Here is a 22574-nt window from a genome sequence, read left to right as displayed (position 1 = left end):
CTTTATTAAGAACACCTTTACCAATGAAGACGTAAAGGCGTTCAACAGTTATATTTACGCTAATGCCGCTTTGATGCGGCGCAGGCCGTCCTGCAAGGTTGCGAGAGAGCATCCCGCGTTCAGGCGCATAAACCCTTCTCCGCCAGGCCCGTATTTCGTCCCTGGCTCTAAAATGATTTTTCCCTTTTTCAGCATCCTTTGCTGAAGCTCCGCGTCGGACAAGCCGTAAGCGCTGAAATCGAGCCAGATCAGGTATGATGCATCCGGTCTCATCATTTTAACTTTTGGTAGCTCGGTGCTCAAAAAGGCTTCTGCTTCGTTCATGTTTTTCTCAAGGTAAGAGATCAATTCATCGAGCCATGGCCCGCCTTTTGAATAAGCGGCTTCGATCGCAGTGACGGCAAACGCGTTCAGCCCGCCTAAACCGTTGCGCTGCAGGTTTGCGGAAAACTTGGCGCGCTTCAGCCGATCCGGAATAATGATGGCCGACGCCTGTAATCCGGCGATATTAAATGTTTTGCTTGGCGCAGCACATGTCACGGAAATCTCGGCGAAATCGTCAGAGAGAGAAGCGAACGGCGTATGTTTGTGACCGTACAGCATTAAATCGGAATGGATTTCATCTGATACAATTGTGACGCCGTGCTCAATACACAATTCGCCGAGCTTCAGTAAATCTTCCCGTCCCCATGAACGTCCTGACGGGTTATGAGGATTGCATAAAATGAACAATTTGACGCTTGGATCACTAAGCTTCGTCTCCAAATCTTCAAAATCTATTTCATATGCGCCTTCTTTTTCGAGCAGCGGATTATGTAAAACATGCCGGCCGTTTTTCTCAATCATATGGTAAAAGGGCGTATAAACAGGAGGCTGGACAACCACTTGATCTTCAGGTTCCGTGAAAGCTTGTACCGCGATGCTCAAAGCTGTGACAACGCCCGGGCTGAATGTAATGCTTTCCGGGTTTACCTTCCAGCCGTGCCTGCTTTGCATCCATCCGCACACAGCATCCTTCGTTTTTTGATCTGGAGCCGTATAACCGAAAATCCCGTGGCTAAGGCGCTCTTTTAATGCTTCAGTTATTGCTTCCGGCGCTCGGAAATCCATATCTGCCACCCACATCGGGAGTGCGTCTTCCACGCCGAATAATTCGCCTGTTTTGTCCCATTTGACCGATTGGGTGCCAAGGCGTTCTTCTCGTTTATCAAAGTTCATTCTGTTACCCCCTCATGTTTGTTTATTCATCTTAGCGTAACTATGATAAAATAAAACTGCAAATTTTATTATAAGCGGTGATCAATATGGAAGAAAGTCAAGCGGTCAGGGAAATGATCAAGATCATTGCCAAGTGGGACCCGTTTAAATATGGAGAAGAGTTTTACGAAACCGAGGCTGTTGATGTCGTACAGGCGGTCTATGACGAAGACGATCCCAACGTGCTGGCGAAAAGCATTCAGGGTATATTTGAAGCTTCTTTTGAACAAACGCTGCCGGGAAGTGGCTGGCCAGCTTTTATTCATTAAAAACAGCAGCTCCTGCACGCCTTAAAAAACCGGTATCAATCCGGTTTTTTGTTATTTGATAAACGCTGCAATGTGTTCTGAAACGAATTCAGGCTGTTCCTCAGGCACCAGATGTCCGGTCTGGCCAAGTGAGTACAGCACGGAATCAGGCAAATCCCTGTGCAGCCGTTTACCAATCTCCACAGGGACAATTCGGTCCTCCTCGCCCCAAATCAATAGAGCAGGCTTGTTCATTTTCTTTAATTGCTCGGATTCTAAGTCTCCTTCTCTATGGCGGATAAACTTTGTCATGGCTCTGAAAATCTCCTCGTCTTGAAACGGCCTGCCATAGCCGTCAATCATCTCCTCATCAATCAGCGATTTGTCATGCACAACATTCAATAAATTTTTCACCACGCCTTCTTTCGAAAGCCAGCGCTTAATATAAAGATGAAAATACGGGAGGTGGGTCCCGAAAATGATCGTCGGGTGTGAACGTTTTAAATACCCTGAACTGCAGAGCAGTACAACCTTTGAAAAAAGCTCCGGCTTTTGCAGCGCAGCAGCCAGCGATATCTGCCCGCCCATAGAATGGCCGACAAGCGCAGCCTGTTTTACTTGCAAGTGTTCCAAAATCCTAATGACAAGCTTAGCGAGATTTTGATACGTATAGATAAAGGTTCTTGATTTTTCAGATTGGCCGAAAGGAGGCAAATCAAGTGCGATGATGTCGTACTTGTCCCGAAGCAGAGGGATTACTTTTCTGAAGCTGAAGGCAGACGATAAAAAACCGTGTACGCAGACAAGTGTTTGCCTGCCCGGATTTTGATAATGTTCGTAGTATACATTTACCCCATCGACTGTAAGCCGCCTTATTGGTGAAATCGCCTCCATCCGTGTCACTCCCTTTCATGTGATGTCTGTATTGTGCCCTGAAATTGTCAATTCTAGCGGAAGTTTCTCCTCGTTTTTTTCTTAGCATTCGTCAAAAAACGTGATATAATGTCATGAAGATTTCTTGACATTGCAAAGGTGTGAATTGAATGAAATTGACAGAAAAAGAAACAGAAATATTAGAAATTTTAGACGAAAACAGCCGCGCCGATTTAGAAACAATCGCAAAGATGGCGGGCATCCCTGTCAATGAAGTAAAAGCAATTATTGACAAACTGGAAAAAGAAAAGGTTATCATCGATTATTCCGCTATGATTGACTGGCGAAAAGTCGACGGACATGAAGGTGTCACAGCCATGATTGACGTCAAAGTAACGCCGAAGCGGGGAGTCGGTTTTGATGAAGTGGCGGAACGCATTTACCGATTCCAAGAGGTTGAATCAGTTTACCTGATGTCAGGCGTGTACGATTTATCTGTCGTGATTCGCGGTCATTCGATGTCTGACGTAGCGCGTTTTGTTTCAGATAAACTGTCAACCCTTGATTCAGTTGTATCGACAACCACTCATTTTATCCTGAAAAAATACAAGCATGACGGCAAAGTGTTTGAAGCAGGAGACGACGACAAAAGAATCGTGGTGTCACCGTAAATGACTTCGTATTTATCTGACTATGTACAACAAATAAAACCGTCCGGCATCCGCAAATTCTTTGATTTGGCGGCAACGATGGAAGGCGTGATTTCTTTAGGCGTCGGCGAACCTGATTTTGTTACTGCATGGAATGTACGCGAAGCAAGCATTCTTTCTCTTGAACAAGGATATACGTCATACACTGCCAATGCCGGTTTATACTCATTGCGTGAGGAAATCAGCCGTTATTTGAGCAACAGGTTTGACCTTGGCTATTCGCCAGACAATGAGCTCATTGTGACCGTAGGGGCGAGTCAGGCTTTGGATATTGCGATCCGCGCTATTGTGAATCCAGGTGAGGAAGTCATCATTCCTGAGCCGTGTTTTGTGGCGTACGATGCGCTCGTTTCTTTGGCAGGCGGCATTCCGGTTCATGTCCATACAACGGCAGACAAAGGATTTAAAGCGACGGCTGCGGATTTTGAAGCGGCTGTCACTGAAAAAACAAAAGCCATTCTTATCTGCTCGCCATCGAATCCGACAGGTTCTGTTTATTCGAAGGAAGAGCTGAATGAAATTGCGGAGTTTGCCAAAAAACATGACGTAATCGTCTTAGCCGATGAGATCTACGCGGAGCTAACATATGATAAGGAGTTCACAAGCATAGCGGCATTACCGGAAATGAAGGAACGGACGGTTGTCATCTCGGGCTTTTCAAAAGCGTTTGCGATGACGGGCTGGAGGCTCGGTTTTGCAGCAGCGCCACCTGTGATTCGGGATGCAATGCTTAAAATTCACCAGTATGCCATGATGTGCGCGCCGGCAATGGCGCAGTTTGCCGCCTTGGAAGGCCTGAAGAACGGCATGGAAGATGTAGAAAAAATGAAAAAAAGTTATCGGAGAAGACGGAATTTGTTTGTGGAAACGCTCAATGAAATCGGCCTCAGCTGTCATCATCCAGGCGGCGCTTTCTATGCTTTTCCATCCATCAAAAGCACGGGGATGAGCTCGGAGCAGTTTGCTGAAGAGCTTCTGACACAGGAAAAAGTGGCTGTTGTTCCGGGAAGTGTGTTTGGTCCGAGTGGTGAAGGCTATATTCGCTGTTCATACGCAACCTCGATCGAGCAGCTTCAAGAAGCGTTAGTCAGAATGAAGCGCTTCCTGAACAAAACGACATAAAAAAAAGATACGAACCTTTTGTTCGCATCCAATAAAAGGGGGGAATACTAGAAAGCCTTTGGTATTTGCAGTTTACCCCCTTTTCGCTATGCTTAAACCTAATTTTTTATAAAAGTTTTCTTTGCGGAAATAAAACATCTGTGATATAATTTTAAATTGCGTATAAACAGATATTTAATTTAACTTAGGAGTTGTTATGAATGGCAGCAAAATTTGAAGTGGGCAGTGTTTACACTGGTAAAGTTACAGGATTACAAGCGTATGGTGCGTTTGTTGCATTAGATGAAGAAACTCAAGGTTTAGTACACATTTCTGAAGTCACTCATGGTTTCGTAAAAGATATCAATGAGCACCTTTCAATTGGCGACGAAGTACAAGTAAAAGTACTTGCTGTTGACGAAGAAAAAGGAAAAATCAGCCTTTCAATTCGTGCGACACAAGCTGCGCCTGAGAAAAAAGAAAGCAAACCAAGAAAACCTAAAGCTGCGCACGTAAGCGAAGAAGCTTCTGCACCACAAGGTTTCAACACTTTAAAAGATAAGCTTGAAGAGTGGATCGAAATGTCCAACCGCAAAGACCTTATCAAAAAATAAGCATGAAAAAATCACCGGGCAGAAATGTCCGGTGATTTTTTATCCTATCGCATCTCAGGATTTGCTGCCTCTTCACGAGATGTTTGCTCGTTTGGCTTAAACAGCAGACCGAGGTTGATTAATCCGGCGATCCCGACAAGTCCGTAAATGATACGGGAAAGGGCTGACCCTTGACCGCCGAAGATGGCCGCTACTAAGTCAAATTGGAAAAATCCGATCAGTCCCCAGTTAATGGCGCCAATGATGGTTAAAACAAGACAAATTCTCTGGATCGTACTCATGTTTTGCAACCTCCTCCATGAATTATTAAAACAGTTATAGATTGTGACATATTGGAGAATCTATACATGCATTCTCCATATTGAGGGAAACTGTTCTGCCCTCGCCTATATGAGTTCTTTCCCAGCATCTTGCAATATCAAACCATACGATATGCCGCCCGGTGAGAGCTGATTGCTTTACATACAGTAAGGACATTCTGCATAATTAATAATCTAAGGAGGAGATGTCATGCAAAACTTTACATACTGGAATCCGACCAAATTAATTTTCGGGCGCGGGGAAGTGGAAAGACTGCCGGAGGAACTCAAACCTTACGGGAAAAACGTATTGCTTGTCTATGGAGGCGGAAGCATTAAACGCAGCGGCCTGTATGATCAAGTGATTGAACAGCTGAATAAAGCTGGAGTGACCGTGCATGAATTAGCGGGCGTAGAACCGAATCCGCGTGTGTCGACTGTTAATAAGGGTGTTGCCCTTTGTAAAGAACACAACATAGATTTCTTGCTGGCTGTCGGCGGCGGAAGTGTCATCGACTGTACAAAGGCGATTGCTGCAGGAGCGAAGTATGATGGTGATGCGTGGGATATCGTCACGAAAAAATATCAGCCGAAGGACGCTTTGCCATTCGGAACCGTATTGACTCTCGCTGCGACTGGTTCTGAAATGAACTCAGGCTCGGTTATTACAAACTGGGAAACAAAAGAAAAATACGGCTGGGGCAGCCCGCTTGTATTCCCTAAATTCTCGATTCTCGATCCGGTGAATACATTCACAGTCCCTAAAGATCACACGATCTACGGTATGGTTGACATGATGAGCCACGTATTCGAACAATACTTCCATCATGCATCAAACACGCCATATCAGGACCGTATGTGTGAATCACTTCTGCGCACAGTCATTGAATCTGCGCCTAAACTGATCAATGATCTCGAAAATTACGAATTGCGTGAGACAATCCTGTACACAGGAACAATTGCGTTAAACGGCATGCTTTCTATGGGTGCAAGAGGGGATTGGGCAACTCATAATATTGAACATGCGGTATCAGCCGTTTATGATATTCCGCATGCCGGCGGACTGGCGATTCTGTTCCCGAACTGGATGAGACACACATTGTCTGAGAACCCTGCCCGCATGAAACAGCTTGCAGTTCGTGTGTTTGATGTTGAAGAAGCTGGTAAAACAGATGAAGAAATCGCACGTGAAGGTATTGATAAGCTGTCTGCGTTCTGGACAAGCCTTGGCGCTCCGAACCGTCTTGCTGATTACGATATTAATGATGAGCAGCTTGATACAATCGCTGACAAGGCTATGGCTAATGGAACATTCGGCCAGTTTAAATCACTCAACAAAGAAGATGTGCTGGAAATTTTAAAAGCATCTCTATAAAACAAGGGGGAAGCAGCTGTTTGTCTGCTTCTCTTTTTCTTTTTATCAATTTATGCTAAAATGGAAAATCTTTTTTTACCAGCGTCATTTGGAGGTTTTACAATGGAAAATTTCACTTATTATAATCCGACGAAGCTGATCTTCGGAAAAGGTCAGATTGAACAATTAAGAAAAGAATTAAAACAATATGGCAAGAATGTACTGCTTGTCTACGGCGGCGGCAGCATTAAACGCAACGGCCTGTATGATCAAGTTACAGGCATTTTAACAGAAGAAGGCGCATTTGTTCATGAGCTGTCAGGTGTAGAGCCGAATCCGCGTCTTGCGACAGTGGAGAAAGGCATAGACCTATGCAGAGAGCATGACATTGATTTTCTGCTTGCTGTCGGCGGCGGAAGTGTCATTGACTGCACAAAAGCGATTGCTGCCGGTGTCAAATACGACGGCGACGCTTGGGATATTTTCAGCAAAAAAGCAACAGCAGAGGATGCGCTGCCATTCGGCACTGTTTTAACTCTTGCTGCGACTGGCTCTGAAATGAACCCTGATTCCGTCATTACAAACTGGGAAACAAACGAGAAATATGTATGGGGCAGCAATGTGACTCATCCGCGTTTCTCTATATTAGATCCTAAAAATACGTTCACTGTCCCAGAAAATCAAACCGTATACGGCATGGTTGACATGATGAGCCACGTATTTGAACAATACTTCCATAATGTTGAAAATACGCCGCTTCAAGACAGAATGTGCTTTGCGGTTCTGCAGACGGTTATCGAAACAGCGCCTAAGCTTCTTGAAGATCTGGAGAACTACGAACATCGTGAAACGATTTTGTATGCAGGGACAATCGCTTTAAACGGCACGCTCCAGATGGGCTACTTCGGCGACTGGGCTTCTCATACAATGGAGCACGCCGTTTCAGCTGTGTATGATATTCCGCATGCGGGCGGACTGGCGATTCTGTTCCCAAACTGGATGAGATACACGCTTGATACAAATGTCGGCCGCTTTAAAAACCTTATGCTCAACATGTTTGCCATTGATACTGAAGGCAAAACAGATAAAGAAATTGCGCTTGAAGGCATCGACAAGCTGTCTGCATTCTGGATAAGCCTCGGCGCGCCTTCCCGTCTTGCCGATTACAATATCGGAGAAGAAAAACTTGAGCTGATTGCTGATATCGCAGCCAAAGAAATGGAACACGGCGGCTTCGGCAACTTCCAAAAACTGAACAAAGATGACGTGCTCGCCATCCTTCGCGCGTCTCTATAAACCCAGAGGGCGGAATCCAATCATTCCGCCCTTTCTTCTTGACTTGATTTCACAGATAAGTTCATATAAAGTGAAAGATGAAAACATTATACCGTTATGGAGGGACAAGCAATGACGCATGTACGCTTTGACTACTCAAAAGCGTTGACTTTCTTCAACGAACATGAACTTACATACCTGCGGGACTTTGTAAAAACAGCACACCATAATATTCATGAAAAAACAGGCGCTGGCAGTGATTTTCTAGGCTGGGTGGACCTCCCTGAACATTATGATAAAGAAGAATTCGCGCGCATCAAAAAAAGCGCGGAAAAAATCAAATCTGACTCTGATGTATTGCTTGTTGTCGGAATCGGCGGTTCTTACCTTGGGGCGCGGGCTGCGATTGAAGCGCTTAATCACGCGTTTTATAACACTTTGCCAAAAGCAAAACGCGGCAATCCGCAAGTTATTTTCATCGGAAATAACATCAGTTCATCTTATATGAGAGATGTCATGGATCTTCTTAAAGATGTGGACTTCTCTATAAATGTGATTTCTAAATCAGGTACGACAACTGAACCTGCAATCGCTTTCCGTATTTTCCGCAAGCTTCTTGAAGAGAAATACGGCAAAGAAGAAGCGAAAGCGCGGATTTACGCGACAACTGATAAAGAGCGCGGCGCATTAAAAACGCTTTCTGACGAAGAAGGCTTTGAAACATTTGTCATTCCTGATGATGTCGGCGGCCGTTATTCTGTATTAACAGCTGTTGGCCTCTTGCCGATTGCTGTCAGCGGCGTCAACATTGACGACATGATGAAAGGCGCACTGGATGCGAGCAAAGATTTTGCAGCATCTGAATTGGAAGAAAACCCTGCATACCAATATGCGGTTGTTCGCAATGTACTTTATAATAAGGGCAAAACAATCGAAATGCTCATCAACTACGAGCCGGCGCTTCAATACTTTGCGGAATGGTGGAAGCAGCTGTTCGGAGAAAGTGAAGGGAAAGATGAGAAGGGCATTTATCCTTCTTCAGCTAACTATTCAACAGACCTTCATTCATTAGGCCAGTATGTACAAGAAGGCCGCAGAGATTTATTTGAAACGGTGCTGAATGTAGAGAAACCTAAACATGAGCTGACAATCGAAGAAGCGGATAACGATCTTGACGGCTTAAACTATTTAGCTGGAAAAACGGTCGATTTCGTTAACAAGAAAGCGTTCCAGGGCACAATGCTTGCCCATACAGACGGAAATGTTCCGAACTTAATCGTTAACATTCCTGAGCTGAACGCATATACTTTTGGATACCTTGTATATTTCTTCGAAAAAGCCTGCGCGATGAGCGGTTATCTCCTTGGCGTCAATCCATTTGACCAGCCTGGAGTAGAAGCGTATAAAGTCAATATGTTTGCGTTGCTTGGTAAACCTGGCTTTGAAGAGAAAAAAGCAGAGCTTGAAAAACGTCTGGAAGAGTAATGTGAGAAAGCTGACTGGCATGTGCCGGTCGGCTTTTTATAAAATCAGAAAGGTGCTGATGTTCATGAAACAAATGGTCAAACATCTCATCATTGCCGGTTTTTCTGCAGCTGTTCTAAGTCTCCTTATCTCCTTCGATTCCGTGTACACAGCGTTTTCTTCAAGCTATGGCGGTACGCTATTACACTTTTTCATCCACGCCTTTCTTCTTATTGGTTTGCCGCTTGCCCTTTTTACCGATGCGGTACACCGAAAGATGCAATTAAAACGATCTCATACCCTGTTCACTAAATTAGGACTCTACGCCGCGGTTGTTTATCTTTCATGGGAATCGGCTGCAGGACTTGCAGCGGCAATGGCTGTTTACTTTTTAATTGAATGCGCTTTCTTTTCTGTTGGCCGTAAGAAAGAAACAACAACGATTTCCATGTAGTTCGCCTTTGAATGAAGTCTTGTTCGGCAGGACAAGATAAGTGAAAAAAGGGGCATTTTGATGATTACAATACCTTCCGCGATAGATGGGCAGTCTTTTCTGCTTCAAGAACTGGAACAAGTCATGAAGCCGCTCGGTTATGGAATAAACGGCGGCTGGGAATACGATCACGGCTACTTTGATTATAAAATTGATGATCAAGACGGCTATTTGTTTTTAAGGATACCCGTCAATGCGGTACAGGGCAGTCTCGATGAACGAGGGGCGGCCGTTCGGATCGGCACGCCATTTATGCTGAGGCAGGTGTTTCAGTCGGGTCTTGACGACAATGCCGAGGGAGGTCCGTTTCAATCACTGTTTAATCAATTTTCCGAGCCGGAAAGGCGCGACGCGGAAATTGACCCTGCGTATTTAGATATCGGCGCCTCTCTTGTAAAAGAATTGGAGGATGTTCTGCTGTATTAGATCGCAAGAAATTGGTCTGTTTCGAGCACTTTATATGTAAGAGGAGGGGAAATCACCAGCCCTTCCTCTTTTTGTACGCCGATAATTGTAGTGTTGTGATCAAGGAAATAGATGACACACGTTTTGTAAGCGGCTCCCTTTAGATGATCAGGAACAGAAAGAAGCTTTACATGTTGATCGAGTGTCAGATTGATTCCATTCTGCTTAGACGGCTGTAATTTGACTTGGTAATGCTGCAGTATCGCTCGGCTGATAAATTCTGAAGTTCCGATGATTTGATTAGCGCCTGCCCGCTCCGCATTGGTGACAAAACGGTCAGTCAAAATCTCGACGATGCAGTAAGCAAGGGGGTTAAGCCCTTTAACAGATAAAAGAATCAACACTGACAGCATATCTGCTTCAGTTTCACTTTTATACTGATCGGCTGTAATCATGACGGATTCAGCTTCAGTAATATTGGCCCGTTTCAGTGTCTCATCATCTGCAGCATGGCCCCGTATGAAATGAAGGTTTTCGATAAGCGGGCCTTCTTTCAAAGATTCATCAATCAGCACTACCGTCTTGGAAGGATTCGCAAGCTGCAGCGCCTTCAGCAGCCGGTTAGTTTTTTCGTTCCATCCAATCAGAATAATGTGGCCCCGCCCTTTGTAAGCAACTTTTCCTTCAATGTAGCGGTGCTGTCTGCTGAATGCGGCCGCTGATAACGTGGCGAAATAGGCGGTGACAAAGCTTGCTCCAGTCAAAATCAGCAGTATTCCGGCTGCCTGTCCCAGCGGCGTGTGCGGCACATAGTCTCCATAGCCGACTGTCGAAACGGTAACAACAGCCCACCAAATACCTTCAAATACCGAAGTGAACTGTTTCGGCTCAAGTATATAAATGATTTGGCCGAACAAAAGAATCAGAAATAAAATAATAACCCCGATTCGGATAAATAACGGCCACCTGAGCCACGAAATAAATATCCGATTTGATTTCATTCTTTTTCTCCTTCTTCAGATAATGAGATGGATAAAATCTGTTTAATAATCGTATTTAATTTCTCATTTAGCTTTTCCTGGCCGTACATATCCCGGGCCTGTTTCATCAAATCGGCTGTATCATCTTCAAGCTGAATAAGTGGTTCATCGATTTCCGAGTCATTATAAAGCTGGATAAATGCATCCAGCCCTTCATTCATTCGGTCGATTGCTGTGCTCAGCTGTTCCTTTTCCTCACTCGTCACTTTCATGGCTTCCATCACACCCGTGCTTTTTTCTAACAGTATGTCCCACTTCAGGTGATGTTTTTCAAAAAATGAACAAAACATATAAAAACGGGTTTCTCCATAAACTAAAGCAAAAAGGATGAAAAAGATGACGATCATTCAAAGAACGATCGTGGTTTTGATCGGAACCCAGTTGGCGGCATCCGCGGTGATTTTGTTTATTTTTGATTTGAATTCATATAATCACTTTTCCGGCGGCTTCTCCTGGCTTCATTTTTTGAAGAAGAATGTCGGCGGCTTTGCCTTTTATTTGTTTTCAGCAGGACTGTTCTTTCTGCTGATCGGAATGTGTGTCCCGAGCCGGAAGAAGAAGCGCATTTCTGTACACGAGAAAGAAAACTCATTAAAATAATCGTAACAAAGAAAGATTTGATCATAGAAAAAGGATGATGAAAAATGCTGTTTATATTTTTAACAATAGCCGCATTGGGATTGTCGTTTTGGGCACAATTTAAAGTGAAGAGCAACTTTCAAAAATATTCAAAAGTGGAAGCCTCAAGCGGACGTACAGGGGCAGAAACGGCAAGACGGATTTTAGATATAAACGGTCTTTACGACGTGCCGGTCGAACCGGTAAGAGGCACTTTAACAGACCATTACGACCCGACAAGACGGGTGGTGCGTTTATCTGAGCCGGTCTATTACGGCCGCTCAATTTCCGCCATATCCGTTGCTTCCCATGAAGTCGGACATGCCTTGCAGCATCAGGAATCATATGGTGCGCTTGTGCTGAGACATAAAATCTTCCCAGTCGTGAATTTTGCATCAGGTGTAGCTCCTTTTCTTTTCTTAGGCGGCATGCTTCTCGGCAGCCTGAATCTGATCGGGCTTGGCATCATTCTGTTTTCAGCCGCTGTCTTTTTCCAGCTGATTACACTGCCTGTCGAATTCAATGCGAGTTCACGCGCGAAGCAAATTATTGTGTCAGAAGGATTCATCCGAAACAATGAAGAGAATGGGGTAAATAAAGTGCTGAGCGCCGCCGCCTTAACGTATGTGGCCGCCGCCCTGGTATCCCTGTTTGAGCTTCTTCGCTTTGTGATGATCTTCTTAAACGGTCGTAATGAGAACTAACGTTAAGGAGGTGGCCCCTTACCATTTATGGTAAGGGCTTTTTTTGCTTATTTTACAATTGGTCGCCATTTTGGTTTTGATTGGCATTACGGCTTTTTTCGTTGCTGCGGAATTTGCAATCGTCAAAATCAGAGGTTCAAAAATCAATCAGCTTATCGAAAGCGGTGATAGCCGGGCGCTTGCCGCACACAAAATTATCTCCAATCTTGACGAGTATTTATCAGCCTGCCAGCTCGGGATTACCATTACAGCTCTCGGCCTTGGCTGGCTTGGTGAACCGACATTTGAACGCATTCTTCATCCTTTGTTTGAGATGACAGGCATGCCGGAACCGATTAACCACATTGTCACATTTGTAATTGCATTTATCATCGTCACTTTTTTGCATGTGGTGCTGGGGGAGCTTGCCCCGAAAACGGTTTCCATTCAAAAGGCTGAAGCTGTCAGCTTATCGATTGCAAAGCCCTTGATCTGGTTTTATAAAATCATGTTTCCGTTTATTAAAGCATTGAACGGCTCTGCAAGTTTTTTTGTGAAATTATTTGGCTTTCATTCTGTGAAGGAGCATGAGGTTGTCGTCAGCGAGGAGGAACTGAGGCTGATCCTTTCAGAAAGCTATGAAAAAGGAGAAATCAATCAGTCTGAATTTCGTTATGTGAATAAGATTTTTGAATTCGACAACCGGGTAGCGAGAGAGATCATGATCCCGCGGACAGAAATTGCGGTCATCTCGCTGGAGCAGTCGCTTGAAGAAGCGATTCATCACATTATTAATGAACGGTATACACGCTACCCTGTCATCAAAGAAGACAAGGATCATATTTTAGGAATCATCAACAGCAAAGATATGTTTAAAGCCTATTTTCTCGGCAAGCCGATAAAGTTAAAGCAGATCATGAGGCCCGTCATCAGGGTCATCGAAAGCATCCCTGTTCAGCAGCTTTTGATCCGCATGCAGAAGGAGCGGATTCACATGGCGATTCTCGTAGACGAATACGGAGGAACGGCGGGGCTTGTCACTGTCGAGGATATTATCGAGGAAATCGTCGGGGACATCCGCGATGAATATGATCAGGATGAAACGCCGCACATTTTGAAAAAAGGCGAGCACCATTATGTGATGGATGGAAAAGCGCTAATAGACGAAGTGAACGATCTGCTCGACATTGCCATTGAAAATGAAGAAATTGATACGATCGCAGGCTGGCTTCTGACGCAAAAAATGGAGCTGAAAGCAGGGGATGTGATACACGCGGAGGGCTGCGAATTTAAAATCCGCGATGCAGAAGATCATCACATCCGTTTTGTAGAAATTAAAAAAACTGACTTTTTATAAAAAGCAGCCGAAGATTGAACGGCTGTTTTTTTTATAATGGCTGGCGGTTTTCTGAAAAAGCAATGCTGTAAAGCCTTTTGTCTACATAAGATATATAGACCGGGACACTGAGGAAGGGAGTGGCTGTATGAAAAAGGCTTGGTGGAAGGAAGCGGTTGTGTACCAAATTTATCCCCGCAGTTTTAAAGATTCAAATGGCGACGGAATCGGGGATATTCAAGGTATCAGATCCAAACTTCCCTACATAAAAGAGCTGGGCGCCGATGTCATCTGGATTTGCCCTTTGTATGATTCGCCCAATGCGGATAACGGCTATGATATCAGGGATTATAAAAACATATTAAGCGATTTCGGCACCATGGCTGATTTCGACGAGCTGCTCCATGACATTCATAAGCTGGGCATGAAGATGATAATGGATCTTGTCGTGAACCATACAAGCGACGAACACCCGTGGTTCATTGAATCCCGTTCATCCATACACTCGGAAAAACGCGACTGGTATATTTGGAAGGACGGCAAAAACGGAAAAGCGCCAAATAATTGGGAAAGTATTTTCGGTGGGCCGGCTTGGGAGTATGATCAAAAGACAAGCCAGTATTATCTTCATCTTTTTGATCAAAAACAGCCTGATTTGAACTGGGAGAATGAAAAGGTGAGAAATGCCGTTTATGACATGGTGAATTGGTGGCTTGACAAAGGTATTGATGGATTTCGGGTCGATGCCATTACTCATATTAAGAAAAAAGAAGGGCTTCCCGATATGCCGAATCCAAAAGGACTGGATGTCGTTCCTTCTTTCCCCTATCACATGAATGCTGACGGCATAATGGATTTGTTAACAGAGCTGAAAGAAAACACATTTTCCCGCTATCCGATTATGACAGTCGGTGAGGCAAACGGTGTCTCTGCAAAGGAAGCGGATGATTGGGCTGGAGAAAAAAACGGCATCTTCAGCATGATTTTTCAATTTGAGCATCTCGGGCTGTGGGATGTAGAGGTCAATGAGAGCATTGATATCGTTTCCTTCAAACGAATTTTAACAGACTGGCAGGACAGTCTTGAAGGGATCGGCTGGAATGCTTTGTTTATGGAGAATCACGATCAGCCCCGTTCAGTTTCTGTGTGGGGAGACGACGGCGTGTACCTAAAAGAAAGTGCAAAAGCGCTTGCTGCTGTTTATTTTCTCATGAAGGGCACACCGTTTATTTATCAGGGACAGGAACTCGGCATGACGAACGTGGCGTTTCCGTCTATTGCTGACTATGATGATGTCACAATGAAGCGCCTGTATGAAATAGAAAGGGCGAAAGGCGCTTCACACGAGGACGTGATGAAGATGGTCTGGAAAAAGGGACGGGACAATTCACGAACGCCGATGCAATGGAATGCTGATCGACACGCCGGATTCTCTGATGCCAAACCGTGGATCGGAATCAATAAAAATTACAAATGGCTGAATGCCGAGGCGCAAAAAATCGACCAAACATCCGTATACCACTTTTACAAAAGCTTGATCAAGCTGCGCCGAACATACGATGTTTTTATCAACGGGATATACGAGCTCATTTTACCGGAAGATCAGCAAATCTTTGCGTATCTGCGGAAAAACGAGAGCGATACTGCCTTGATTACGGCCAACCTGACAGGAACGCCGGCCTTTTTCAAGCACGCCGGGTTGCCGTTGTCATCAGACGCACTTGTATTGTCAAATGTTGAAACAGAGCCGCATAAGCACATGACTTCAGTACTTTTAAAGCCATATGAAGCAAGGATATATGTATGGCGCTAAACTCCAGCGAGAGACTGGAGTTTTTTGTTTTTATCACGTTTATGTGAGCGCTTAACAGGAAAAAAAGAACACAGAACGAATTAGCAAATAGAGCGGATAAATGAAAGGAGAAACAAATGCTGAAAACATTGCAAATCAAAACGACCAAACGAGATGAAATGATTGAGATCACACGCGAGGCGGAAGCGTTTCTGCAAGAAACTGGTGTAACCAGCGGCGCGGCGCTGGTTTATTGTCCGCATACGACAGCGGGCATTACAATTAACGAAAACGCCGATCCAGACGTCAAAAAAGATATGCTCAGAAGGTTTGATGAGGTGTATCCGTGGGAACACGAGCTGGACCGCCATATGGAGGGCAATACAGCTGCGCACATGAAATCGAGTACGGTCGGAGCCTCACAGCATGTCATTATTGAAAATGGGCGGCTGATTCTTGGAACGTGGCAGGGCATCTATTTCTGCGAATTCGATGGCCCTCGCCATCGAACATGCTATATCAAAATCATGGGGTAACAGGAGGGTTTTCATGACCGAATGGATGAAATCATTATCACTGACAAAACCTGTCGTCCAGGCACCGATGGCAGGCGGGCTTGTCACGCCTGTCCTGGCAGCTGCTGTGTCGAATGAAGGCGCGCTTGGCAGCTTGGCATCCGGATATCTCAGTTCCGACATGCTCGAAAAGCAAATCGTTGACATGCAGCAGCTGACTGACGGAGCATTTCAGGTGAATGTGTTTGTTCCGGAAAGCAGAAAAGAACCAGGCGAAGACAGCGTTGAAACCTGGAAAAACAGAATTCCGTTTGCCGAACAGGCCCCTCCATTTTCTTCAGAGGAAGAAGAATGGGAGGATTTCCATAAAAAAATAAGCATCATTCTCAAACACAATGTAAGAGCCTGTTCATTTACGTTCGGCATTCCGCCGGATGAAACCATTCAAGCGTTAAAGGAAAATGGCTGCTGTCTCATTGGTACGGCTACTGTCCCGCAGGAAGCCATCATGCTTGAAGAACGCGGAATGGACATCATCGTACTGCAAGGAAGCGAAGCGGGCGGCCATCGCGGTTCCTTTCTGCCGGTTAGCGGGGAAGCCGCACTTGGCCTTATGTCGCTGATTCCCCAGGCGGCAGATGCCGTTTCCGTTCCGGTTATCGCGGCAGGCGGAATTGCCGACCGGCGCGGCGTTCAAGCCGCTCATTGTCTCGGAGCCCAAGGCGTACAGGTTGGGACGCCATTTCTCATGTGTGAGGAATGCGAAGCATCAGAAACATACAGACGCGAGTTAAAAAGAGCGCAGGGAACAGACACGCGCCTCACCTCATTGTTTTCAGGTAAGCCTGCAAGGGGGATAGTCAATCAATGGATGAAAGAGCAGCAAGCTGAGGAGGCAAACACGCTTCCATATCCATTGCAAAACACGTTAACAAAGCCGATGAGAAAACAAGCAGCCAGAGAAAAAGATTCCGGGTACATGTCTCTGTGGGCCGGGCAATCTGTCGGCATGCTTAACGGGCCCGCTGATGTCAAGTCACTGTTAGCCGAGCTTTGCCGAACGTAACTCGATAAACAGAGGTGACAGATGATGAACATTCTTCAATCTTCTTATAAAAAAAGAGGGAAAATTGAGTTTGTATTTGAAGACTGGCCTCACTCAAAAGTTACAATGGCCCCTATCAAAGGCTACTATTTTGTCCGCTTTATCAAATGGAGCAGTCTAGATCCAATCGTGACAAGAAACGACCTTGAAAAAATGGAGTGGGCTGCGAACCAGTATTTAGGCACAGCCCCTTTTTATCGAAAACGAAAAGCGTTTGAAACCCCATCGTCCTGGAAATAGGCGATGGGGCTTTTTAGCGGACGATGCGGTAAAGAGACGGAACATCCAGTCTCGTCGCCTGAGACAGAAGATAAGCTGACTGTACGGCTCCTTTTTTTCGAAAAGAATTCAGCTTCTCGATAATTTGCTGGCCGCTTAAGATTCCAAGGCCATGGGCAAAAAATTTATCTTCTTCCAGTAAAATCACATTTTCGCCTCTCCATTGCGCTTTTTGCGGATCAAATTCAGGGTTTTTAAAATACAGACAATCTCCAAGGAAATAGTGATGGCCTGTTTCTGTGTATATCGGCAATTTCTCATAATGCCAGTCATATAAAATAATTCTGTCAAAGCTGGCATCAAATTTTTCCTCTCCGATTGTATCGATCAAGGCCAAATAATAAATAACAACAATTGCGGTTGCGCATTCAAACGCGTAAAACGGACCGTTTTCAGCAATGTCCCGAATCGCTTTTGAAGGCGGCATTCTATATTTCAGCTCCAAGGCGCCTTCCGGTGAAACCCTCCAATACGCTGTATTTCCGTATGTTTTTAAAAAAGTGGCGAACTTCGCTCCGCTTTTGTGCAGCGTTTTTGCCGCTGCAACGATATTCATCCGCAGGTTCAGCTCAAACATCAGTTCGGCAATTGAATGATAATCAAACTGGACGGGCGTCTCAAGCATCTCTTTTAACAGCGGATTCAACTTCTCATCTATCTGCCAGTTTTCAATATCTTGGGGACGGAGCAATTGTCCGGATACAATAATCATCTTTAGCCCCCCCTTGTTTTTTATAAGATATGCAAAGGGCTTGGGTAATGAAAGCGAAAAACAGAAGACAGCTGAAAAAGAACTTCTTCCATTTTTATTTTAAAACTTTTTTAAGCAGCCGATATATACTGTATCAAACCCGAAGGAGAAACTGGACATGAAGACTTTTATCAATTGGCTGAAAAAACCGTCTATCTCAAGAAAATTAATCGTGTCATTTATTGCGATTCTTATTATCCCTATTCTTATATTGGAATTCAGTTCTTACCGAAGCGCCAGCGGCAAGCTGGATCAGGAAATTATGGGAAATGCGAAAAACAGTGTCGATACATTTAATACCACTGTTACAAATGACCTGGGAGCAAAAGCGAAAGGAGTTACATTTTTTAGTGAATCTCTTAAAAGCTCCGTATTTAAAGGAAAGACTAATCAAGAAGAGCTCAAAGCGAAGTTTTCACAATATATCTCTATCAATGAAGGGGTAGCCAGAATTTATGGAGGCGCGGAAAACGGCACCTACATCCAAGCGCCCAATGAAAAATTGCCGGAAGGATACGATCCAAGACAGCGCCCTTGGTACCAAGATGCGATGAAGGCCGGCGGTGAAATTGTCGTGACGGATCCTTACGTGGCAGCGAGTGACGGAAGCATGGTTATTACCATTGCCCAGGAGCTGCAGGACGGATCTGGCGTTGTCGCCATGGATATCACCATTGACAAATTGTTAGAACAGATGAAACAAATCAAGGTCGGCAAAGAAGGTTATGTTTTCATTGCCACGAAAAACAAAACCTATGTCGCCCATCAGAACCATAAGGCGGGGGAAAAGCTGTCAGGCGATTGGGTTGCCAAAATGTACGCCGATAACAGCGGTGATTTCAAGTACACTCTGAATAACGAAGATAAAAAGATGACCTATACAACAAATGAACTGACTGGGTGGAAAATAGCCGGCACAATGTATATGGATGAAATCAAGGATGCCTCAAAATCTGTGCTGATCACAGGCATGATCGTGCTGATTGCTTCCATTGCCATAGGCGGGTTTTTAATTCTGTTTATCGTTCGTTCGATTACAAAACCGTTAAAACGTCTCGTCCAATCATCAAAAACGATCAGCAGCGGAGATCTGACAGAAACGATCGACATCCGTTCGAAGGATGAGCTTGGAGAGCTTGGGGAAAGTTTCAATGAAATGGGACAATCTCTCCGCTCACTGATCAGCGCTATTCAAGACTCGGTGAACAATGTGGCCGCATCGTCCGAACAGCTTACCGCATCTGCCGGACAGACAAGTAAAGCCACCGAGCATATCACAATGGCGATTGAGCAGTTCTCAAACGGAAACGAGGAGCAAAGCGAAAAGGTTGAATCCAGCTCTCACCAGCTGAACTTAATGAATGGCGACCTTCAGCATGTCTCAGAAACATCATCAGACATTACAAAGGCGTCTATCCAATCAACAGAAATCGCCGGAACGGGTGAAAAGTTTGTACAGCAGACAGTCGGACAAATGAACTCGATTAATCAATCGGTTCAGCAGGCTGAAGCTGTGGTCAAAGGCTTAGAAGGAAAATCAAAAGACATCACAAGCATTTTGAGAGTCATCAACGGCATCGCTGACCAAACAAACCTGCTGGCATTAAATGCAGCCATTGAAGCGGCGCGTGCCGGGGAATCAGGACGCGGCTTCTCTGTCGTAGCGGAGGAAGTGCGCAAACTGGCTGTTCAATCAGCCGATTCAGCAAAAGAAATCGAAAAGCTGATCCAAGAAATCGTAGCAGAAATCGAAACCTCCCTTCACATGTTTAAAGAGGTCAATCAGGAAGTGCAGTCCGGACTTGTTGTCACAGACAATACAAAAGAAAGCTTTCAGAGCATTTTCAGCATGACAAACGAAATCGCGGGTAAATTGCAGACGATGAATTCCACCGTCGAACAGCTGTCGGACCGTTCACAGCATGTTTCAACTGCCGTCAGCGGCATTGCCGATGTGTCGAAAGAAAGCTCGGCAAGCATCCAAGACATTGCCGCCTCAGCTGAGGAGCAGCTTGCTTCTATGGAAGAAATCAGTTCATCAGCGACCACTCTAGCGCAGATGGCAGAAGAGCTTCGTGATCTGACAAAGCAATTCAAAATCGAATAAAAGAAGAAAAACAGCGCTTATTCAGGCGCTGTTTTTTTGTGTGGTAAATAATAAAAAAGTACTAGTGAACACGGTGAATTTAGAACTATTTTTCACTTTTTCCTTCATTTTCAATGTAATATAAAGGAATTTAATCCGATATAATTTGTAAATTATTGAAAGAAGGTTCAAAAGGAAATGAAAAAAACACTCACTACGATTCGCAGGTCATCAATTGCCAGGAGACTTATTATTTCTTTCCTGCTGATCTTAATTGTTCCTATTACCGCCCTTTCGGTAAGCGCTTATCAATCAGCAGTTGCCTCTCTTGATATCCAGATGACGCAAAGCGCAAAGGAAAACGTTCAAATATTAGATCATATCATTGATGATAAAATCAGCACGACTGAAAAAAGCCTTGCGTTTTTCAGCGATTGGGCCACAGCAGATAAGTTCAAGGATAAAAAGAAAACAGAGCTGAAACAGGAATTTAAACAATTTATCCAAATGAATGACAATGTCGCTGCGGTATTTTCTAGCAGCAAAGACGGGGAATTCACTCGTTATCCGTACGCAGACATGCCGAGTGACTTTAATGCTTTGGAACGAGATTGGTACAAAGAAGCAATAGCCAATAAAGGCAAAACAATCGTCACTGAACCTTATGAATCAATTTCATCAGGAAAAATGGTCGTCACCATCGCCCGCCAGACGGAGGATGGATCAGGCGTTGTTGCCATTGATATGAAAATTGATGACCTGGTCACAACAGCGAAAGAAATCAATATTGGAAAAGAAGGCTATGCTTTTATCTTAAGCCAAAACAAAAAAGTCATCGCCTACTCCGGAGAAAAAGCGGGAACAGCGTTAAAAGGGGACTGGGTTGATAAACTCTACACGAATAAAAGCGGCGACTTTGAGTATACGTACAAAGGCAAAGAGAAGAAAATGGTGTTTGCCACAAGCGAAACAACAGGCTGGAAAATCAGCGGCACGATGTATGCGGACGAGATCCACGATGCTGCAAGCAGAGTTCTGATTATGGCTTCAATCGTACTGGCGATTGCCATCGCAGCTGGAATGACGGCGATTTATTTTGTGATTCGGTCCATTACAAAGCCATTGAGACACATTGTCGCATCAGCTGAAAAAATAAGTAAAGGCGATCTAACCGAGACAATTGAAATCAAGTCAAAAGATGAACTTGGCGTTCTGAGCCAGAGCTTCAATCATATGGCCTACTCGCTCCGCTCACTCATTCAAGGCATCAAAGACTCGGTAGATCACGTTGCTTCATCATCAGAGGAACTGACTGCATCCGCCGACCAGACTAGCAGGGCAACTGAAAATATTACGATGGCCATCGAGCAATTTTCAAACGGAAGCGAAAGCCAAAGCGACAGAATCGAGACGACAACCGAACAAATTAATGAAATGAACGACGGATTAGCTGAACTGGCGCGGGCTGCCGCAGTGATGACAGAAACATCCGCAGATTCAACGGAAGTATCAAGCAAGGGTGAGACGCTCGTACAGCAAACAGTCGGACAAATGAATACGATTGACCATTCCGTAAAAGAAGCGGAACAAGTGGTGAAGGGGCTGGAAATCAAATCAAAGGATATCACGAATATTTTGCGTGTCATCAACGGCATTGCGGATCAAACCAATCTTCTGGCTTTAAATGCCGCCATTGAAGCCGCCAGAGCGGGAGAATACGGACTGGGCTTCTCCGTCGTCGCTGAGGAAGTGAGAAAGCTCGCGGTACAGTCGGCTGACTCGGCAAAAGAAATTGAATCGCTGATCAGCGACATTGTAAAAGAAATTCACACATCATTGAACGTGCTTCAGTCCGTAAACAAAGAAGTTGAAACAGGGCTTGTCATGACGGGGGAAACAAAACAAAGCTTCAATCAGATATCGCACATGACCAATCAAATGGCTTCCGAACTGCAAAACATGAATGCGACGGTTGAGGAGCTGTCAGCGGGAGCTCAAGAAATTTCCGCTGCTTCAAATGATATCACAGCAATTTCTAAAGAAAGCTCAGACGGCATTCAGGATATCGCCGCTTCAGCCGAGGAACAGCTGGCATCCATGGAGGAGATCAGTTCATCAGCACAGACGCTTGAAAGAATGTCTGAAGAACTCCGTGACCTGACAAAACGATTTAAGGTGGATGGAAAACAGGTCTAAATAACTATATGATGATGGGTGATTAGTTACTTTTGTTAAATTTCTTCTTTTTTACTGTATATATTTACCCATTCCTGCCG

Annotated in this window: 23 protein-coding genes and 1 pseudogene; 18 read left to right on the top strand and 6 right to left on the bottom strand. The window is 44.7% G+C overall.

The features are described from left to right. Positions 1 to 54: 54 nt before the first annotated feature. Positions 55 to 1218: a cystathionine beta-lyase PatB gene (patB, locus tag ACY3LV_RS08970; RefSeq protein ID WP_464863656.1), complete on the bottom strand. Its 1164-nt coding sequence runs from the start codon at positions 1216 to 1218 to the stop codon at positions 55 to 57. Positions 1219 to 1304: 86 nt separating this feature from the next. Here patB and ACY3LV_RS08965 point away from each other — a divergent pair. Beyond that, a pseudogene (locus ACY3LV_RS08965) lies at positions 1305 to 1551 on the top strand (DUF1871 family protein). 26 nt (positions 1552 to 1577) lie between these two features. Here the strand turns inward: ACY3LV_RS08965 and ACY3LV_RS08960 are convergent. Beyond that, positions 1578 to 2399 (bottom strand): alpha/beta fold hydrolase, encoded by an 822-nt coding sequence (locus tag ACY3LV_RS08960; protein WP_148963944.1) that lies wholly within the window; start codon positions 2397 to 2399, stop codon positions 1578 to 1580. 149 nt (positions 2400 to 2548) lie between these two features. Between ACY3LV_RS08960 and ACY3LV_RS08955 the strand changes: the two genes are divergently transcribed. The 3 genes from ACY3LV_RS08955 to yugI all read left to right on the top strand — a co-directional run bounded on the left by ACY3LV_RS08955 (position 2549) and on the right by yugI (position 4803). Beyond that, positions 2549 to 3049, top strand: coding sequence for an Lrp/AsnC family transcriptional regulator (locus ACY3LV_RS08955; RefSeq protein ID WP_148963943.1), 501 nt, complete (start codon positions 2549 to 2551; stop codon positions 3047 to 3049). Beyond that, entirely contained in the window at positions 3050 to 4210 is a 1161-nt protein-coding gene (locus ACY3LV_RS08950; RefSeq protein WP_464863655.1) for an aminotransferase, read from the top strand. It abuts the gene before it with no gap. A gap of 200 nt (positions 4211 to 4410) precedes the next feature. Then, on the top strand, positions 4411 to 4803 hold the full coding sequence (yugI, locus tag ACY3LV_RS08945; RefSeq protein ID WP_087993383.1) for a S1 domain-containing post-transcriptional regulator GSP13: 393 nt from the start codon (positions 4411 to 4413) through the stop codon (positions 4801 to 4803). 44 nt (positions 4804 to 4847) lie between these two features. Here yugI and ACY3LV_RS08940 read toward each other — a convergent pair whose 3' ends face one another. Then, positions 4848 to 5084 carry a DUF378 domain-containing protein gene (locus ACY3LV_RS08940; RefSeq protein WP_010329881.1) on the bottom strand — a complete coding sequence of 79 codons (237 nt, stop codon included), beginning with the start codon at positions 5082 to 5084 and terminating at the stop codon, positions 4848 to 4850. Positions 5085 to 5313: 229 nt separating this feature from the next. On the opposite strand from ACY3LV_RS08940, the gene ACY3LV_RS08935 reads away from it, so the two are divergent. The 5 genes from ACY3LV_RS08935 (at position 5314) to ACY3LV_RS08915 (ending at position 10114) form a co-directional block, all read left to right on the top strand. Then, positions 5314 to 6477: an iron-containing alcohol dehydrogenase gene (locus tag ACY3LV_RS08935; RefSeq protein ID WP_333560764.1), complete on the top strand. Its 1164-nt coding sequence runs from the start codon at positions 5314 to 5316 to the stop codon at positions 6475 to 6477. 102 nt (positions 6478 to 6579) lie between these two features. Next, complete coding sequence (locus ACY3LV_RS08930) at positions 6580 to 7752, top strand: iron-containing alcohol dehydrogenase (protein WP_333560763.1); 1173 nt, start codon at positions 6580 to 6582, stop codon at positions 7750 to 7752. Positions 7753 to 7863: 111 nt separating this feature from the next. Beyond that, a complete protein-coding gene (locus ACY3LV_RS08925) occupies positions 7864 to 9216 on the top strand; it encodes a glucose-6-phosphate isomerase (RefSeq protein ID WP_148963938.1) in 1353 nt (450 codons plus the stop codon). A gap of 58 nt (positions 9217 to 9274) precedes the next feature. Beyond that, positions 9275 to 9649 carry a hypothetical protein gene (locus tag ACY3LV_RS08920; protein ID WP_464863724.1) on the top strand — a complete coding sequence of 125 codons (375 nt, stop codon included), beginning with the start codon at positions 9275 to 9277 and terminating at the stop codon, positions 9647 to 9649. Positions 9650 to 9709: 60 nt separating this feature from the next. Further along, the gene (locus ACY3LV_RS08915) at positions 9710 to 10114 is read left to right on the top strand and encodes a YugN-like family protein (RefSeq protein WP_464863654.1); all 405 of its coding nucleotides are present in this window, start codon (positions 9710 to 9712) and stop codon (positions 10112 to 10114) included. Here ACY3LV_RS08915 and ACY3LV_RS08910 read toward each other — a convergent pair. Together ACY3LV_RS08910 and mstX are read right to left on the bottom strand one after the other, a co-directional pair. Continuing rightward, positions 10111 to 11094, bottom strand: a complete 984-nt coding sequence (locus ACY3LV_RS08910) for a potassium channel family protein (protein WP_333518550.1) — start codon at positions 11092 to 11094, stop codon at positions 10111 to 10113. The genes ACY3LV_RS08915 and ACY3LV_RS08910 overlap by 4 nt on opposite strands. Further along, positions 11091 to 11423, bottom strand: coding sequence for a biofilm formation protein MstX (gene mstX / locus ACY3LV_RS08905; RefSeq protein WP_087993377.1), 333 nt, complete (start codon positions 11421 to 11423; stop codon positions 11091 to 11093). The genes ACY3LV_RS08910 and mstX overlap by 4 nt, the downstream gene beginning before the upstream one ends. Before the next feature lie 46 nt (positions 11424 to 11469). Here mstX and ACY3LV_RS08900 point away from each other — a divergent pair, with 46 nt between their 5' ends. The 7 genes from ACY3LV_RS08900 to ACY3LV_RS08870 all read left to right on the top strand — a co-directional run bounded on the left by ACY3LV_RS08900 (position 11470) and on the right by ACY3LV_RS08870 (position 17422). Then, positions 11470 to 11733: a hypothetical protein gene (locus ACY3LV_RS08900; protein WP_087993376.1), complete on the top strand. Its 264-nt coding sequence runs from the start codon at positions 11470 to 11472 to the stop codon at positions 11731 to 11733. Between the two features lie 44 nt (positions 11734 to 11777). Continuing rightward, the gene (locus tag ACY3LV_RS08895) at positions 11778 to 12455 is read left to right on the top strand and encodes a zinc metallopeptidase (RefSeq protein ID WP_148963934.1); all 678 of its coding nucleotides are present in this window, start codon (positions 11778 to 11780) and stop codon (positions 12453 to 12455) included. 43 nt (positions 12456 to 12498) lie between these two features. Next, positions 12499 to 13791 (top strand): hemolysin family protein, encoded by a 1293-nt coding sequence (locus ACY3LV_RS08890; RefSeq protein ID WP_148963933.1) that lies wholly within the window; start codon positions 12499 to 12501, stop codon positions 13789 to 13791. A 127-nt stretch (positions 13792 to 13918) separates the two neighbouring features. Continuing rightward, positions 13919 to 15583 carry a glycoside hydrolase family 13 protein gene (locus ACY3LV_RS08885; protein WP_464863653.1) on the top strand — a complete coding sequence of 555 codons (1665 nt, stop codon included), beginning with the start codon at positions 13919 to 13921 and terminating at the stop codon, positions 15581 to 15583. Between the two features lie 116 nt (positions 15584 to 15699). Continuing rightward, the gene (locus ACY3LV_RS08880; protein WP_148963931.1) at positions 15700 to 16098 is read left to right on the top strand and encodes a secondary thiamine-phosphate synthase enzyme YjbQ; all 399 of its coding nucleotides are present in this window, start codon (positions 15700 to 15702) and stop codon (positions 16096 to 16098) included. 13 nt (positions 16099 to 16111) lie between these two features. After that, positions 16112 to 17143: a nitronate monooxygenase gene (locus ACY3LV_RS08875; protein WP_464863652.1), complete on the top strand. Its 1032-nt coding sequence runs from the start codon at positions 16112 to 16114 to the stop codon at positions 17141 to 17143. 24 nt (positions 17144 to 17167) lie between these two features. After that, a complete protein-coding gene (locus tag ACY3LV_RS08870) occupies positions 17168 to 17422 on the top strand; it encodes a hypothetical protein (protein ID WP_148963929.1) in 255 nt (84 codons plus the stop codon). A 13-nt stretch (positions 17423 to 17435) separates the two neighbouring features. On the opposite strand, the gene ACY3LV_RS08865 is transcribed toward ACY3LV_RS08870, so the two are convergent. Further along, a complete protein-coding gene (locus tag ACY3LV_RS08865) occupies positions 17436 to 18173 on the bottom strand; it encodes a protein-glutamine gamma-glutamyltransferase (RefSeq protein ID WP_464863651.1) in 738 nt (245 codons plus the stop codon). 157 nt (positions 18174 to 18330) lie between these two features. On the opposite strand from ACY3LV_RS08865, the gene mcpB reads away from it, so the two are divergent. Then, positions 18331 to 20319 (top strand): methyl-accepting chemotaxis protein McpB, encoded by a 1989-nt coding sequence (gene mcpB, locus ACY3LV_RS08860; RefSeq protein WP_464863650.1) that lies wholly within the window; start codon positions 18331 to 18333, stop codon positions 20317 to 20319. 177 nt (positions 20320 to 20496) lie between these two features. Beyond that, the gene (gene tlpB, locus ACY3LV_RS08855) at positions 20497 to 22494 is read left to right on the top strand and encodes a methyl-accepting chemotaxis protein TlpB (RefSeq protein ID WP_464863649.1); all 1998 of its coding nucleotides are present in this window, start codon (positions 20497 to 20499) and stop codon (positions 22492 to 22494) included. Positions 22495 to 22574 lie beyond the last annotated feature (80 nt).

The sequence above is a fragment of the Bacillus sp. 11C genome (assembly GCF_055486375.1).
Note: the sequence above shows the minus strand (reverse complement) of the source record. Positions and strands in the feature narration are given on the sequence as shown.